This window comes from Variovorax sp. 05T418 (assembly GCF_056396385.1).
Genome location: NZ_JBFTLJ010000007.1, coordinates 218,745 through 235,995, shown reverse-complemented (window position 1 = coordinate 235,995; position 17,251 = coordinate 218,745). Strand labels below are relative to the sequence as shown.

Below are 17,251 nucleotides of genomic sequence, written 5' to 3'. Positions count from 1 at the left end.
TCGCTCGACATCACCGCCTTGCGCGAGGCCATGCAGGCGCTCGTGGCACGGCACGAGGCGCTGCGCACTGTCTTCCGTTCGGGGGAGGGGGGGCTGCCCGAGCAATGCATCCAGGCGACAGTCGAGATCGGGATTCCCTTCATCGACCTGGCCGCGCTCGACGCAGCGGCGCGCGAATCGCGCCATGCCGAGGTGGTGGCGGATGTCTGCCGCACACCCTTCGACCTGAGGGCAGGCCCCTTGCTGCGCGGCACGCTGTTGAAGATGGCGGACGGCGAGCACCAGTTGCTCCTGATGATGCATCACATCATTTCCGATGCCTGGTCGGTCGAGTTGATGCTCGACGAACTGGCGCAGCTTTATGCGATACGCGTTCAAGGCTTGCCAGCATCGCTGCCGCAGCCGGAGATCCGCTATGTCGACTTCGCCCGCTGGCAGCGCAAGTGGCTGGACGACGGCGAGGGCGAGCGCCAGCTCGCCTACTGGCGCGGCCGGCTCGGCGACAGCCACCCGGTGCTCGCGCTCGCCACCGACCGGCCGCGCTCCGCCGACGCGGACTACAGCGCGGCGCAGCACACGCTGGATGTGCCGGCAGCGCTCGTCGAGGCGCTGAAGCGCCAATCCCGCGAGCAGGGCGGCACGCTGTTCATGGCCTTGCTCACTGCGTTCCATGCCCTGCTGTTCCGCCACACCGGGCAGCAGGCGATCCGCGTCGGCGTGCCCGTGGCGGGGCGCGGCCGGCCGGAGACCTCGGGCGTCATCGGCGCCTTCATCAACACCGTGGTGCTCGATGCACGCATGCACGGACAGATGCGCCTGGCCGACCTGCTGCTGCAGGTGCAGGGCGTGTCGCTCGAGGGGCAGGCGCACCAGGACCTGCCGTTCGAGCGGCTGGTGCAGGCCCTGCGGCCCGAGCGCGGGCATGCGGGCTCGCCGCTGTTCCAGGTGATGTTCAACCATCTTGGCCAGGGCGACCGGCCGTTGCAGGGCTGGCCCGGACTGCGCGTGCGCCGGATCGATCTCGCCCAGCGCGCCGCACCGTTCGAGCTCACGCTGGAAACCATCGAGCGCGCAGACGGCGGCATCCAGGCCAACTTCCGCTATGCGGCCGAGCTGTTCGAGCCGCAGACCGTCGAGCGGCTCGCGGGCCACTACGGCCGCGTGCTCGAAGCATTGGCCGCGCGGCCCGCATCGACGCTGAATGAACTCGACCTGCTGGGCTCCGCAGAAAAAGCGCAGCTTGCCCGGTGGAGCATCAACACCGAAAGCCATGGCGACGCCGTGCCGGTGCACCGCCTCATCGAACAGCAGGCGGCCCGGCATCCGGATGCGGTCGCGGTGCTGTTCGGCGATGCATCGCTCAGCTACGGCGAGCTCAACCGCCGCGCCAACCAGCTCGCGCACCGGTTGATCGCCGAGGGCGTGGGCCCCGAGGTCAAGGTGGGCGTTGCGCTGGAGCGCAGCCTGGAACTGGTGACCGGCTTGCTCGCGGTGCTGAAGGCCGGCGGCGCCTACGTGCCGCTGGATCCCGAGCATCCGGCCGAGCGCATCGCCTACATGGTCGAAGACAGCAAGATCGGCCTCGTGCTCACGCACAGCAGCCTGGCCGATCGCCTTGCACTGCCGCCCGGCGTCGCGGCGTTCGCGCTCGACACGCTGGACCTCGGTGGCATGGCGCAGGCCGACCCGGCAGTCGCACTCAGCGGCGAAAACCTCGCCTACGTGATCTACACCTCGGGCTCGACCGGCCGCCCCAAGGGCGCGGCCAACCGGCACGCCGCATTGCACAACCGGCTGGCGTGGATGCAGGCGGCCTACCCCATCGATGGCGCGGACACCGTGCTGCAGAAAACGCCGTTCAGCTTCGACGTGTCGGTGTGGGAGTTCTTCTGGCCGCTCATGGCCGGTGCGCGGCTGGCCGTGGCGGCTCCCGGTGATCACCGCGAGCCCGCACGCCTCGCACAATTGATTCAGCGCCACGGCGTGAGCACGCTGCACTTCGTGCCCTCGATGCTGCAGGCCTTCCTGGCGCACGACGGGATCGGGGCCTGCACCAGCCTGCGGCAGATCGTCTGCAGCGGCGAGGCATTGCCCGCCGAGGCGCAACTGGGCGTCTTCCAGCGGCTGCCGCAAGCGGCGCTGCACAACCTCTACGGCCCCACCGAGGCGGCCATCGACGTCACGCACTGGACCTGCCGCCGCGACGGCCGCACCCAGGTGCCGATCGGCCGGCCGATTGCCGGCACGCAGGCCTTCGTGCTCGATGGCGATCTGAACCTCGTCGCGCCCGGTGTGGCGGGCGAGCTCTACCTGGGCGGCATCGGGCTTGCGCGCGGCTATGTGGAGCGCGCGGGGCTCACCGCCGAGCGCTTCGTGGCCGACCCCTTCGGCTTGGCCGAGGGCGCGCGCCTCTACCGCACGGGCGACCTCGTGCGATGGAACAGCGAAGGGCAGCTCGACTACCTGGGGCGCATCGACCACCAGGTGAAGATCCGCGGTTTTCGTATCGAACTCGGCGAGATCGAGGCCCAACTGCTCGTGCAGCCTGAAGTGCGCGAGGCCGTCGTTGCCGCGAGCCAGGGGCCGGCTGGTGCGCAGCTCGTGGCATATGTCTCGCCGCAGGCGGGACAGGCCGTCGATGCCGCGCAGCTGCGCGAACGCCTCGGCCGCGTGCTGCCGGACTACATGGTGCCGGCGCTCGTCGTCGCGCTGGACAGCTTGCCGCTCAACCCGAACGGCAAGGTGGACCGCAAGGCGCTGCCGCCGCCCGGGCAGGCGAGCGCGCGCGTCTACGAAGCGCCGCAGGGCGAGGTGGAAGAAGCGCTCGCCACCATCTGGGCCGAAGTGCTCGGCGTGGCCCGCGTCGGCCGCCACGACAACTTCTTCGAACTCGGCGGCCATTCGCTGATGTCGGTGCAGATGGTGGCCCGCGTGCAGGGCACGATGCACGCGGAGCTCTCCGTGAAGGACGTCTTCCAGCACCCGGTGCTCGCCGCCATGGCGGGGCTCGTCGCCACAGCGGCGACCAGAAAGCCCGTCGCCCAATCCCTTTCGGACATTGATTCCTTCATCGACAGTTTGGAGATCGCTTGATGGAAATCACGGCAACCCACCTTCACATCGGCAAGCGCTTCTCGGGCCTCAATCCGGCGCAGCGCCGCGCGGTCTACCAGAAAATCCGCGCGGAGGGCCTGGCGATCGGGCAGTTCCCGATCCTTGCGCGCGATGCAGCGGCGCAGGCGCGGTGCCCCGCCTCGTATGCGCAGCTGCGCCAATGGTTCCTGTGGCAGCTGGAGCCCGGCAGTTCGGCCTACCACATTTCGGGCGGGCTGAAGCTCAAGGGCCTGCTCGATGTGCAGGCGCTGCAGGCCAGCTTCGACGCCTTGCTCGAACGCCATGAGTCGCTGCGCACGGTGTTCCAGGTAGATGCCGAAGGCCATGTCGAACAACTGATTCGCGAGCGCACGGCGCTGGAGATTCCGTTCACCGATCTCTCGGGCATCGATGCCGAAGTGCGCGAGGCCCGCGCGCGGGAGGCGGCCGTGCGCCTGGCCGAAACACCGTTCGATCTCACGGCCGGGCCGCTGCTGCGCGTGGCGCTCATCCGCCTGGCCACCGATGAACACTTGCTGGTCGTCGTGATGCATCACATCGTGTCGGACGGCTGGTCGATGCAGATCCTGGTCGACGAATTCGCCGCGCAATACCGTGCGCGCGCGGCCGGGCAAACGCCGCGGCTCGCGCCCCTGCCGATCCAGTACGCCGACTACGCAGCGTGGCAGCGCCACTGGCTCGAAGCCGGCGAGAAGGAGCGCCAGCTCGACTACTGGAAGGCCCAGCTGGGCGCCGAGCACCCGGTGCTGCAACTGCCCACCGACCACGCGCGGCGCAGCGACGGCAAGTACCGCGTCGCCCGCCACGAGATGGCGCTGCCGCAGCCCGTTGTCGATGCGCTGCACCGGCGCGCGCAGGCCGAGGGCAGCACGCTTTTCATGGTGCTGCTCACCGCGCTGCAGGTGCTGCTGCACCGCTACACCGCGCAGCAGGACATCCGCGTCGGCGTGCCCGTGGCCAACCGCCACCGGGTGGAGTCGGAGCGCGTCATCGGCTTCTTCGTCAACACGCAGGTGCTGCGCAATGTGCTGGGCAGCCGCACCAGCCTGCGTCAGGCACTGCAGCAAACCCGCGAGGCGGCACTCGGCGCGCAGGCTCACCAGGACCTGCCGTTCGAGCAGTTGGTCGAGGCCCTGCAGCCCGAACGCAGCCTGGGCACGGCGCCGCTGTTCCAGGTGATGTTCAACCACCAGCGCAGGGACCAGGCCGCGCTCGCCAAGCTGCCCGGTCTCACGCTGCAGGACTACGAGATCGGCACGCAGACGGCCCAGTTCGAGCTGACACTGAGCACCGTCGAAGACGCGCAAGGCCACGTTCAAGCGAGTTTCCATGTGGCGCAGGAGCTGTTCGATCCAGAGAGCATCGCCCGCTTGGCCGAGCACTACCTGGGCGTGCTGCGCGCACTCGCCGAACGGCCCGAACAGGCGGTGGGAGACGTCGACCTGCTCACTGCAGGCGAAAAGGAGCGGCTCGCGGCATGGGGCGTGAACGATTCCGGTCATAACAGAACCGAGCCCGCGCACCACCTGATGGCCCGGCATGCGAAGGCGAACCCGGATGCGCCCGCGCTGCTCTTCGGCGACGAAGTGCTGAGCTATGGCGAACTCGACCGGCGCGCCAATCGCCTGGCTCATCGATTGATCGCGATGGGCGTGAAACCCGAGACGCGCGTCGGCATCGCGGTGGAGCGCTCATTCGATATCGTGGTCGGCCTGCTCGGCATCCTGAAGGCCGGCGGCGCCTATGTGCCGCTCGATCCGGAGTACCCCGCCGACCGCCTGGCCTACATGGTGGAGGACAGCGGCATCACGCTGCTCCTCACGCAGAGCCATGTGATGGCCGGCCTGCCGCTGCGGGACGGCCTGCGCGTGCTGCAGCTCGACACCGCCGACCTGGGCGGCGAGCCCGACGACGCGCCCCAAGTGCCCGTGCATGCGGGCAACCTCGCCTACATCATCTACACATCGGGCTCGACCGGCATGCCCAAGGGCGTCATGGTGTCGCACGGCCCGTTCGCCGCGCACTGCGTCGAAACCGCGGTGCTCTACGAGATGGGGCCTCGGTCGCGCGAGCTGCACTTCCTGTCGTTCTCGTTCGACGGGGCGCACGAGCGCCTCTTCACCGCGCTGTGCTGCGGCGCCTCGCTGCTCTTGCGCGATGCCTCGCTCTGGACCGCCGAGCAGACGCTCGACGCCATGCAGCGCCACGGCGTGACCAACGCCGGCTTCCCGCCGGCCTACCTGCGGCAGCTGGCCAATTGGGCGCGCGACACCGGCCGTTGCCCGCCGGTGCACCTGTACTCCTTCGGCGGCGAGGCGATGTCGCGCGAAGGCTTCGACGCCGTGTGCCGGCACCTGAAGCCCGCGCTGCTGATCAACGGCTACGGCCCGACCGAGGCGGTCGTCACGCCGATGCTCTGGAAGGTCGCAAACACCGCGGCGTTCTCCGAGGGCTATGCGCCCATCGGCCGGCCTGTGGGCAACCGCAGCGCCTACGTGCTCGATGCGGACCTGAACCTGGTGCCGCGCAACGTGGCCGGCGAGCTGTACCTCGGCGGCGAGGGCCTGGCGCGCGGCTACCTGCACCGCGCACCGCTCACGGCCGAGCGCTTCGTGGCGGACCCCTTCGATGCCGAAGGCGGACGCCTCTACCGCACCGGCGACTGGGTGCGATGGCGCGACGACGGGCAGCTCGAATACCTGGGGCGCATCGACCACCAGGTGAAGATCCGAGGCTTTCGCATCGAGCTCGGCGAGATCGAGGCGCAGCTGCTGGCCCAGCCCGAAGTGCGCGAGGCGGTGGTGGTCGCAAGGCCGGGGCCGAGCGGTGCGCGGCTGGTGGGCTATGTGTCGCCGCAAGCCGGCCGGCTCGCCGATGCCGCCGTGCTGAAGGAGCGGCTCGCCCGCGCGCTGCCCGACTACATGGTGCCGGGCACGCTGGTGGTGGTCGATGCGCTGCCGCTCGCTCCGAGCGGCAAGGTCGACCGCAAGGCGCTGCCGGAGCCGGCCGCCGAACACGGCAAGGCTTTCGAGTCGCCGCGCGGGGCGGCCGAAGAGGCCATTGCGGCGGTATGGACCGATGTGCTGGGTCTCGCGCGCGTGGGCCGGGGCGACAACTTCTTCGAGCTCGGCGGCGATTCGATCCTGAGCCTGCAGATCGTGGCGCGCCTGCGGCTGGCGGGCTGGAAGGTCGCGCCCAGGCAGATCTTCGAGCGGCAGACGGTGGCGCAGCTCGCGGCTGTTGCAATGCCGGCCGATGCGTTGCGTGCCGCGATGGGCGACGTGCAGGGCGAGGCGCCGCTGCTGCCGTTCCAGCATGAATTCTTCGAGATGGACATGCCGGTGCGCGCGCACTGGAACCAGGCGGTGCTGCTGAAGAACCGCGAGCCGCTGCAGCTGCCGGCCTTCAGGCAGGCGCTGCGCGCGGTGGTGCAGCAGCACGACAGCCTGCGCCTGCGCTACCGGCAGGACGCAGGCGGGCCGTGGCGCCAAACCTATGGGAGCGTGCCCGAAGACCAGTTCGCGGAACTGGTGTGGGTGCGGCGCGCGGCGGATGCCGCGCAGGTGGCGCCGCTGTGCGAAGAGGCGCAGCGCAGCCTGGATCTTGCGCACGGCCCGCTGGTCCGCGCGCTCGCCATCGAGCTGCCGGACGGCGACTCGCGGCTGCTGCTCGTCGTTCACCACCTGGTGGTCGATGGCGTGTCGTGGCGCATCCTGCTCGAAGACCTGCAGGCCGCCTACTGGCAGAGCCTTGAGGGCCAGCCTGTCGCGCTGCCTGCCACGGGCAGCAGCTGCAAGGACTGGTCCGTCGCATTGCAGGGCTATGCAAAGGCCCATGGCGACGAGCTCGCCCACTGGCAATCGCTGGCCGACGTGCCGGCCGCGCTGCCATGCGCGCGTCCGCATGGATCGAACACCGCGGCCGACGAGGAGAGCGTCGAGTTGCGGCTCGACCAGGCCACCACAGAGGCCTTCCTGAAGGATGCGCCCGCGGCCTACCGCACACAGGCCAACGACCTGTTGCTGACCGCGCTGGGCCGCGCGCTGTGCGCATGGAGCGGGCACGGCAGGCTGCTGGTCGACCTGGAAGGCCATGGCCGCGAAGACCTGTTCGCGCACATCGACCTGTCGCGCACCGTCGGCTGGTTCACCACGCTGTTCCCGGTGGCCCTCGATCCGCTCGGCGCGCAAGGCGAGGCACTCAAGCGCGTGAAAGAAGACCTGCGCCGCGTTGCGCGCAAGGGCGTGGGGCATGGTGTCTTCAAGCACCTGGGCGATGCCGCGCAGCGCGAGGCGCTGCGCGCGCTGCCCAGGGCGCAGGTGGTCTTCAACTACCTCGGCCAGTTCGACAACAGCGGTGCCGATGCGCAGGCGCAATGGAGCCTCGCACAGGAGCCCAGCGGCGCTCCGGTGGATGGCGGCGCGCCGCTCACGCACGAGTTCTCGATCAACGGCCAGGTCTACGGCGGCGAGCTCTCGCTGCGCGCAAGCTACAGCCGCGCACGCCACGACCGTGCCGCGGTCGAGGGCTGGATGCAGCGCTTCCGCGAGGAACTCGAAGCGCTGGTGCGGCATTGCACCGGCGGCGCCGAAGGGGTGACGCCGGCTGACTTTCCGCTGGCCGCCATCGGCCAGCCGCAACTCGACGCGCTGGCATTGCCGGTGGCGAACCTCGCGGACCTGTACCCGCTCTCGCCGATGCAGGCCGGCATGCTGTTCCACAGCCTGCTCGCGCCCGGCGGCAGCGCCTACCTGAACCAGTTGCGCGTGGACATCGACGGGCTCGATGCCGAACGCTTCAAGGCGGCCTGGCGCGCGGTGCTCGAGCGGCACGAGGTGCTGCGCACCGGGTTCGTCCAGGGCGAAGGCGCGTGGCAATGGGTGGCACGGCAGGTCGAGGTGCCGCTGGCCGAACACGACTGGCGGGGGCGCGCCGATGCGCCCGAGGCCCTGGACGCACTGGCCGGCGAGCAGCTTGCGCAGGGTTTCGACCTTGCGCAGCCGCCGCTGATGCGGCTCGTGCTGGTGCGCGTTCGCGATGACCGGTACCACTTCGTCTGGACCATGCACCACCTGCTGCTCGACGGCTGGAGCACGTCGCAGCTCATGGGCGAGGTGCTGCGGCACTACGCGGGCGAAGCACCCGCGGCCCCCGGCGGCCGCTATGCCGACTACATCGCGTGGCTGCAAGGGCGCGACGGCGCCGCCGACGAGCGCCACTGGCGCCAGGAACTCGCCCGTCTCGAAGGCCCCACCTGGCTGGCCAACACCTTGCCCAAGCCCGCGGCCGAACAGGGCGGGCACGGCATGCACCGCCACGAGATCGACGCGCCGCGCACGCGCGCGCTGCTCGAAGCGGCCCGGCGCGAACGCGTGACCCTCAACACGCTGGTGCAGGCCGCGTGGGCGCTGCTGCTGGCGCGCCACACGGGGCAGCGCAGCGTGAGCTTCGGTGCCACGGTGGCGGGCCGGCCGGTGGATCTTCCCGGCGCGCAGCAGATGCTGGGCCTGTTCATCAACACGCTGCCGGTGATCGCCACGCTGCAGCCGGAGCAACGCGTGGGCGATTGGCTGCGCGCGCTGCAGGCACGCAACCTCGCGGCGCAGGACCACGAGCACACGCCGCTGTACGAAGTGCAGCGCTGGGCCGGGCAGGGCGGGCAGGACCTGTTCGACAGCCTGGTGGTGTTCGAGAACTATCCGCTCGACCAGGCACTGAAGCAGCAGGCACCCGGCGGCCTGCGCTTCGGCGAGGCGCGCAACCGCGAAGAAACGAACTATCCGCTGACCCTTTCCGTGCACCAGGGCGACACGCTGGTGCTGAGCTACAGCCATGCGCGCAGCCAGTTCGACGAAGCGGCGGTGCATGCATTGGCCGCGCACATGGACAGGCTGCTCGGCCTGCTGGCCCACGCGCCCGATGCGCGGCTGGGGGATGTGGGGCTCGCGGACAAGCTGCCGCCGCCGGGCGAGGCCATGCGCAATACGCACAACGACGCCGAGCCCGTGCACCGCTGGATCGAGCGCCAGGCCAGGGCGAACCCCCAAGCCACCGCGCTCGTGCTCGGCGACGAAGCGCTCGGCTACGGCGAGCTCGACGCCCGTGCCAACCGCCTGGCGCACCGGCTGGTCGCGCTCGGCGTGGAGCCCGAGGTGAAGGTCGGCATCGCGGTGGAGCGCTCCATCGGCATGGTGGTGGGCCTGCTCGCCATCCTGAAGGCCGGCGGCGCCTATGTGCCGCTGGACCCCGAGTACCCCGCCGACCGCCTGGCCTACATGATCGAGGACAGCGCGATCGGCCTGCTGCTCACGCAAAGCCATGTGAAGGCGAAGCTCCCGGTGGGCGATGGCCTGCAGGTGCTGGCGCTCGACACGCTCGACCTGCGCGGCGAACCGGCGCACGCACCCGAGGTGACGGTACACGCCGACCACCTCGTCTACGTGATCTACACCTCGGGCTCGACCGGCCGCCCCAAGGGCACGCAGCTCACGCACCGCAACGTGGCGCGCCTGCTGGGCGCCACTCACGGCTGGTTCCGCTTCGGCCCGCAGGACGTGTGGACGAATTTCCATTCCTACGCCTTCGACTTCTCGGTGTGGGAAATCTTCGGCGCGCTGTGCACCGGCGGCAAGCTGGTGATCGTGCCGTACTGGGTGAGCCGCTCGCCCGACGACTTCGTGGCCTTGCTGCGCGCGCAGCGCGTGACCGTGCTGAACCAGACGCCATCGGCCTTCCGCCAGCTGATCCACAGCCCGGCGCTGGACGGCGGCGAACGCCTCGCGCTGCGCTGCGTGGTCTTCGGCGGCGAGGCGCTGGAGCCCGAGAGCCTGCGGCCCTGGATCGATCGCTTCGGCGATGCGCAGCCGCAGCTGGTCAACATGTACGGCATCACCGAGACAACGGTGCACGTCACCTACCGGCCCGTCGTGCGGGCCGACCTCGACGAGAAGCGCAGCCCCGTGGGCGTGTGCATCCCGGACCTCGGCCTGTGGGTGCTGGACGGCGACCTCAACCCGCTGCCCGTGGGCGTGGCGGGCGAGCTCCACGTGTCCGGCGCAGGCCTGGCGCGCGGCTATCTCAACCGCGCCGGCCTGAGCTCGGAGCGCTTCATCGCCGCGCCCTTCGGCGAGCCGGGCAGCCGGCTGTACCGCACCGGCGACCTGGTGCGCTGGCGTGCCGATGGGCAGCTCGACTACCTCGGGCGCATCGACCACCAGGTGAAGATCCGGGGCTTTCGCATCGAACTCGGCGAGATCGAAGCCCGGCTGCAGGCGCAGCCCGAGGTGCGCGAAGCGGTGGTCCTGGCCAAGGACGGGCCGGCGGGTGCGCGGCTCGTCGCGTATGTGTCGCCGCGCGCCGGCCATGAGCTGGACGTCGCGGTGCTGCGCGAGCGGCTATCGCAGCACCTGCCCGACTACATGGTGCCCTCGGCCATCGTGCCGCTCGACGCGGTGCCGCTCAACGCGAACGGCAAGGTCGACCGCAGGGCGCTGCCCGATCCGGAGCTGGCCAGCGCAACGGACTTTGCCGAGCCGCAGGGCGAGGTCGAGACCGCGCTCGCGGCGATCTGGTCCGAGGTGCTGGGCGTGGAACGCGTCGGGCGCCACGACAACTTCTTCGAGCTCGGCGGCCATTCGCTGCTGGCGGTGCAGCTGGTGTCGGGCGCCAGGCGGCGCTTCGGCATCGAGCTGCCGCTGCGCACGGTGTTCGAGCAACCCTCGCTGATGGCATTCGCCGCCGCCGTGGCCGCGGTGGCCACTGAGCCGCCGGCCGGCGCGGCGGTCTCCCAGGACCGCGGCGCCGAGCGCATCGATGCCCTGCTGGGCGAACTGGAGATGGAAGACCTATGAGCCTGGAAATGACCGCGCTCTCGCGCCGCTTTGCCGCGTTGCCCGCGGCCAAGCAGCGCGTGTTTCTCGAGAAGCTGCGCGCGAACGGCGTGGGTTTCGACGCGCTGCCCATCGTGCCGCGCGACCCCGCGGCGCCGGTGCCGATGGCCTATGCGCAGCGCGCCCTGTGGCTGGTGTGGCAGCGCGCGCCGCAGTCGCCGGCGTACAACCTGTCGGGGCGGCTGGCGTTGCCCCTGCCGTGCACGCCGCAGCAGGTGCAGGCCTGCCTCGCCCAGCTGGTGGCGCGGCACGAGGTGCTCTGCACCACCTACCCGGCCGGCGCCGAAGGGCAGCCGCTGCAGCACATCGACCCCGCGCATCGCTTCGGCTGGGCGGTGCGCGAATGGGCTGGCTCGCGCGCGGACAGCGAGCGCGAGCTTGCGGCTGCCGCCACCGGGTTTGGCGCGCGGCCGTTCGACCTGGAGCACGGACCTGTCTTTCGCGGTGAACTGAACCTCTTTGCCGATGGCGCGCCCGAACTCTTTCTCGCGGTGCATCACATCGCGGCCGACGGCCAATCGGTGGCGCTGCTCGTCGGCGAACTGCAGGCGCTGCTCGCGGCGCCCGCCGGGAGCACGCAGCCTGCGGCACCGGCCCTGCAATACGCCGACTACGCCATGTGGCAGCGCCAGTGGCTCGAAGCCGGCGAACTCGAAAGGCAAACTGCGTATTGGCGCGAACAGCTGCGGGATGCGCCGCAAAGCACGCCGCTGCCGCTGGACCGTCCGCGCCAGAAGGCGCGCGATGCGCGCGGCGGCCAGACCAGCTTCGCGCTGCCGCCCGATGTGTCGCAGCGCCTGAAGGAGCTGGCGCGCAAGCACGCCGCATCGCCGTACATGGTGGCAATCGCGCTGCTCGGCCTCTTGGTCTACCGCTACTGCGGCGAGCGCGACGTGTGCATCGGCTCGCCATCGGCCACGCGCGACCGCCCCGAGCTGGCTGCCCTGGTGGGCCACTTCACCAACGTGCTGGTGCTGCGCATGAAGGTGGACCCCGCGGCCGGCTTCGTCGCGCTGCTGTTGCAGGTGCGTGAGCGCGTGCTCGAAGCCAAGAGCCACCAGGACCTGCCGCTGGACATGCTCGTCGAGGCGTTGGCGCTGGAGCGCACGCCGGGCTTGCATCCGCTGTTCCAGATCAAGTCGACGCAGCAGGCGGGGGGGGCTGTGCCCGCCGATCCGGCCGCGGCCGCGCACGGTATCGGCGTGGACGAAGTGCACTTCGACCTGAGCTTCGACTTGGTCGACACCGGCAGCGCGCTGTCCTTCGTTCTCGCGTACGCCGCGGACATCTTCGACCACGCGACCATCGAGCGGCTGGCCGATGCGCTGCGCAGCCTGGCCGCGCAGGTCGCGGCCGATCCGGCGCGCGCGTTGGCCGCAACGCAACTGTCCGGCGATTCGAGCCTGCGCGGCGAACGCGCGTCCTGGCCCGCCGACAACGTGCTGTCGCTGTTCGACCAGGCGGCCGCAAGGCGCGGCGGCGCGACGGCGCTCACTTTCGGCGACCGCGCGCACAGCTTCGATGAACTGTCGCGCGCGGCCGGCCACTGGGCCACCGAGCTCGAAAGCCGCGGCATTGGTGCCGAACAGCGCGTGGCCGTCTGCATGGAGCGCACGCCCGAGTTCGTGCTGGCGGTGCTGTCGGTGCTGAAGGCCGGCGGCGCCTACGTGCCCATCGACCCGGCGCTGCCGCAGCGGCGCATCGACGAGCTGCTGGCCGATTGCGGCGCCGCGCTGGTGCTGGTGTCCGGCGGCAAGCCACGGCAGGCAGCATTGCCATGCATGCAGGTGGGCTTCGACGTGCCGGGCGGCTTCATGCCGCATCGCGCGCGTGCGGTGCACCCCGCGCAGGCGGCCTACCTGATCTACACCTCCGGATCGACCGGCCGGCCGAAGGGCGTGGTCGTGCACCACGGCGCGTTGGCCAACTATGTGCAGGGCGTGCTCGCGCGGCTGGCGCTGCCCGAGGACGAGAGCTTCGCGATGGTCTCCACCGTCGCGGCGGATCTTGGCCACACCTCGCTGTTCGGCGCGCTGTGCTCGGGTGGTGCGCTGCACCTCATCTCGAGCGAGGCGGCCTTCGATCCCGATGCGTTTGCGGACAGCATGGCGAAGGCGCGCGCCGGCGTGCTGAAGATCGTGCCCAGCCACCTGAAGGGCCTGCTGAATGCGCAGCGCGCGGCCGCGGTGCTGCCGTCGCACGCGCTCGTGCTGGGCGGCGAGGCGACGGACGCGGCAACGCTGCAGGCCATTCGCGCGCTGCGGCCGGACCTGCGCATCTTCAATCACTATGGGCCGACCGAGACCTCGGTCGGCATGCTGACGCATGCCGCGCCGGCGCAGGCTGACGATGCCGGCAACCTGCCCCTGGGCAAGCCCATCGCGAACATGGACGCCTGGGTGCTCGACGACGCATTGCAGCCCGTGCAGCCCGGCATGGCGGGCGAGCTCTACATCGGCGGTGCCGGCGTGGCGCGCGGCTATCTTTCGCGCGCCGGTCTTTGCGCCGACCGCTTCGTTGCCTCGCCCTTCGGCAACGGGCAGCGTATCTACCGCGCGGGCGACCGCGTGCGCCAGCGCAGCGACGGCACGCTGGAGTTCCTGGGCCGCAGCGACGACCAGGTGAAGATCCGCGGCTACCGCGTCGAGCCGGGCGAAGTGGCGGGCCGCATCCGCGGGCTCGATGGCGTGGCCGATGCCGTGGTCGTCGCGGACCCGGGCGTGCAGGAGGGCATGGTGCTGCGCGCCTACGTGGTCGCCAGGCCGGGCACTTCGCTCGATGTGGAAGAGCTCCGGCACGCGTTGGCGGACAGCCTGCCGGCGTGGATGGTGCCCGAGCGCATCGTGCTGCTCGACGCGCTGCCGCTCACGGCCAACGGCAAGATCGATCGCAAGGCGCTGCCGCGTCCGGCGCAGCCCGAGCCCGCGCGCGGTTTCGACGCCCCGCAGGGCCCGACCGAAGAGGCGCTGGCCCGCATCTGGAGCCAGGTGCTCGGCGTGGACCGCATTGCGCGTGGCGACAACTTCTTTGCGCTGGGTGGCGACTCCATCCTGAGCCTGAAGCTGGTGGCGCGCATCCGCAAGCAGCTGCCCGGCGGCGGCCAGCTGAGCCTGCCGGATGTGATGCAGGCCAGCAGCCTCGGCAGCCTCGCCGAGCGGTTGCGGCAGAAGTTCGAGGGTTCGCACGATGCCGTCTGCCTGAGCGCGAGCGGCACCGGCGTACCGCTGTTCTGCCTGCCGGGCCTCATCGTGAACACGCGCGAGTTCCTGCCGCTCGCAGAGGCGCTGCAGGGCGAGCGCGTGGTGTACGGCTTCGTGAGCCACGTCTACACGCGCAAGCGCTGGCGCGGGTTCGACCTGCAGGCGCTGGCCGCCGAGTACGCGAGCTTCATCCTCGCCACGGCCACCGAGGGGCGCTGCGCGCTGCTGGGCTGGTCGTCGGGCGGCGACCTGGCCTTCGAGCTTGCGCGGCAACTGCAGGGGCGCATCGAGATCGTGTTCACCGGCATGCTGGACGTGTTCGAGACCGCGCCGCTGCGCGCCTCGGCGCCGCTAGGCGCCGCCCGGCGTGCCCAGGCCGACGAGGTGCTCGCGCAATGGCTGGGCCGCTCGGAAATGGCCGGGCACTGGAGGGCGCTGTTCGCCCGCATGGACGGCGAGGAGCTTGCCTGGGTGGCCGAGCAGGTGCTGAACCCGGCGCAGCCGCTGCCGCTCGACGGCACCGGCGACGAGGCGGCCGAGTACCTGCTGTGGGCGACGATCGACAAGCGCGTGCAGGCCGCGCGCTACACCTGCGCGCGGTCGCCGCTGCCGCTGCATGTGTTCCTCGCGGACAGTTCGCTGCGCCGCGAGGAGACGCTGCGCAACTGGGCCGACCACGCGCCGGTGGTGTCGGTCGAAGTGCTGCCGCAGGCCGATCACCTGGACATCGTTCGCCATCCCGCGCTGTGCGCTTCGCTGAAGGGGCTGCTGCGCGAGGCCGATGCGGCGCATGGCGCCGTGCAGGCAGCCCAGTCCGCGGCCTACCAGCGGTAGGTGGCCGTGGCCGTGACCTTGCGCTGGTCGCCGTAGTAGCAGTTGCCGTACTGGTCGCAGTTCGCGAAATAGGTCTTGTCGGCCAGGTTGCGCACGTTCAGCGCAAGGCTCCAGCGGTCGATGTCATAGCCGATCATTGCGTCGAACACGGTGTAAGAAGGCACCTGGACCGGCGCCTTGTTCAGGTCGCCGCGGTTCGAGCCGGTGAAGCGCGCCCCCAGGCCGACCTTGATGCCGTTGTCGAAGCGGTAGTCCGCCCAGAGCGCGGTGCGGTGCTTGGACACCGCGAGCAGCGGCGTGCCGATCTCGCTCGGCGTGCTGCTGGCCGTGATCTCGACCTTGGGCGTGTAGGCGTAGGACACCGTCACGTTCATGCGCTTGACGGGCTGGAAGGCCGCCTCGAGCTCCAGGCCGCGTACCAGCACCTCGCCGGTCTGGCGCGGGCGGAAGTTGGCGTCGGCGGTGATGTAGTTCTGGCGGCGCAGGTCGAAGAGGGCGGCGCTGTAGCTGTCCGTGGTGCCCATGGGTTGGTAGCGCACGCCGGCTTCGTACTGGCGGCCGGTCTCGGGCTTGAACGGGCTCTGGGTGTCCGGGTTCAGGCGCGCCGAGGGCGAGAACGATTCGGAGTAGCTCAGGTAGGGTGCCCAGCCGCTCGGGAAGGTGTAGACCAGGCCGCCGCGCTTGGTGAACTTGTGCTCGGGGATGTCGCTGCGCGTGCCGTCCAGGTTGCTGTGGATGACCGTGGAGGCGCTGTCGTAGCGGCCGCCGAGCGTGAGGCTCCAGCGCTCGCCCCACTTGATCTGGTCCTGGATGTATAGGCCGGTCTGCGTCAGGCGGGTGTTGGCGTCCACGTAGGGCGCGGGCACGAAGAACGGACCGCCGTACACGGGCGCGTAGATGTTGATGCTCGGCGCACTGCCGCCGCTGTAGCTGGCCTGCTCGATGCCGGTGCGCTGGTGGTCCAGGCCGATCAGCACCTTGTGCTTCCAGTCGCCCGAGACGAAGTTGGCTTCGAGCTGGTTGTCCAGCGTGAAGGTCGAGACGCTCTCGCGGCTGCCCGAGATGCTCCGGCGCAGCATCTGGTAGTTGCGCGGGTCGGCGGCGTTGCTGTTGAGCGGCACGATCGCGCGGCCCTGCACGGCGCCGTAGTCGACGTCGAGCCGGCCGTAGCGCAGGTTCTGGCGCGCGGTGAAGGTGTCGTTGAAGCGGTGCTCGAACTCGTAGCCGACCATCCACTGGTCCACGTCGAAGTGGTTGAAGTTGGGGTCGCCCACGAAGAGCGAGTCGGGAATGTAGTTGCCGAAACGCGTGGGAACCAGCGAGCCGACCGTCGGGCGCCCGCGCGTGTACACACCGCCGCGCACGCGGTTGAAGTGCGACAGCAGCGTGAGCGTGGTGTCCGCCGAGGGGCGCCAGGTGAGCGAGGGCGCGATGTAGAAGCGGTCGTCGTCCATGCTGGCGGCCGGCAGCTTGCTGTCGCGGCCCACGGCCGTCAGGCGGTAGCTGAGCTTGCCTTCGGCATCGACGGGGCCGGAGAAGTCGGCGGCGACCTGGGTGCGGTTGTTGCTGCCCAGTTGCAGCTGCACTTCGCGCAGCGGCTCGGTGGTGGGGCGCTTGCTCACGACGTTGACCACGCCGCCGGGGCTGGCCTGGCCGTAGAGCACCGAGGCCGGTCCGCGCAGCACTTCGATGCGCTCCATGCCATAGGGCTCGATCTGCCAGACGCCCCAGTTGCCGTTGTTGCGCAGGGGCATGCCGTCCAGGTAGAAGCCCGGCGCGTAGCCGTCGAAGCCGCGGATCGAGATCCAGTCGTAGCGCGAGTCGGCGCCGAAGACGGTGGTGCTCACGCCGGGGGTGTAGCCCAGCGCGTCCTTCACGGTGGTGGCGCCGATGGCGGCCACGCGGTCGGCCGTGATCACCGAGATCGACTGCGGGGTTTCCAGGATCGGGGTGTCGGTCTTGGTGCCGGTGGCGCTGCGCTTGGCCACGTAGCCGTTCACATGGCCCTTGGCCGACGCTTCCGTATCGGCCGTGACGGTCACCGCCGGCAGGTTGCTGCTGTCCTGCGAGAAGGCGGGGGCCGCCCACAGGGTGCAGGCGGTTCCGAAGGCCGAGGCAAGCGCGGCGCTCAGCAGGCGGGGTCGGGGCAGGGGACGCATAGGTTGAGGTACTCCAGGAGCAGTAAAAAAACGACGTGTTCGGGTTTCAGCGCAA

4 protein-coding genes (1 of these 4 running past the window's edge) are annotated in these 17,251 nt (G+C 70.4%); 3 read left to right on the top strand and 1 reads right to left on the bottom strand.

Annotation, left to right across the window (positions count from 1 at the left end; genetic code table 11):
* The 3 genes in view from AC1DMS_RS16630 to AC1DMS_RS16620 are tightly spaced (each overlapping or abutting the next) and all read left to right on the top strand, a layout consistent with a single transcriptional unit that may run on beyond the window.
* Positions 1-3,093, top strand: the 3' portion of a protein-coding gene (locus AC1DMS_RS16630) for an amino acid adenylation domain-containing protein (protein WP_478181424.1). Its footprint begins 240 nt before the window's first position; 3,093 of the gene's 3,333 nt are visible here — the last part of the coding sequence; its start codon lies off the left edge, out of view; its stop codon occupies positions 3,091-3,093.
* Entirely contained in the window at positions 3,093-10,964 is a 7,872-nt protein-coding gene (locus AC1DMS_RS16625; protein WP_478181423.1) for an amino acid adenylation domain-containing protein, read from the top strand. Before AC1DMS_RS16630 ends, AC1DMS_RS16625 begins: the two co-directional genes overlap by 1 nt.
* A complete protein-coding gene (locus AC1DMS_RS16620) occupies positions 10,961-15,037 on the top strand; it encodes an amino acid adenylation domain-containing protein (protein WP_478181422.1) in 4,077 nt (1,358 codons plus the stop codon). Before AC1DMS_RS16625 ends, AC1DMS_RS16620 begins: the two co-directional genes overlap by 4 nt.
* On the opposite strand, the gene AC1DMS_RS16615 is transcribed toward AC1DMS_RS16620, so the two are convergent.
* Positions 15,025-17,196: a TonB-dependent siderophore receptor gene (locus tag AC1DMS_RS16615; RefSeq protein WP_478181421.1), complete on the bottom strand. Its 2,172-nt coding sequence runs from the start codon at positions 17,194-17,196 to the stop codon at positions 15,025-15,027. The two genes, AC1DMS_RS16620 and AC1DMS_RS16615, sit on opposite strands and share 13 nt — an antisense overlap.
* Between the last annotated feature and the right edge of the window lie 55 nt (positions 17,197-17,251).